Consider the following 278-nt stretch of genomic DNA (forward strand, 5'->3'; position numbering starts at 1 on the left):
GGTTAATGGTCATAACGAAGCTAAAGAATGGCAGTACTTTCAGTTTCCTAGGAACAAGTCTTAAAATTAACGGATACAAGATTCAACCTTCTGAAAATCAGTCAAGGAACTCCGGAGAAAGCAAGCGATTTGATTATTATGACAACATACCGGAAGGTGCCGAGCTTGAGATTAATCCAGGCTTGTATATCGTTGAAAACGACAGCTACTCACAAAAAATCAAACTGAAGTAATCCTTCTGGTTCAAGGATGATAGCACTAGGGACGTTCCTCATGAG

1 protein-coding gene is annotated in these 278 nt (G+C 39.9%); it reads left to right on the forward strand.

From position 1 onward, the window contains the following. On the forward strand, nt 1-233 hold a 233-nt coding region (locus tag ACSNOG_RS33245; protein WP_436756394.1), incomplete at its 5' end, for a hypothetical protein. Nucleotides 234-278 lie beyond the last annotated feature (45 nt).

It is taken from the genome of Streptomyces sp. URMC 124 (assembly GCF_051386455.1).
In the GTDB taxonomy this organism is placed as follows: Bacteria; Actinomycetota; Actinomycetes; order Streptomycetales; family Streptomycetaceae; genus Streptomyces.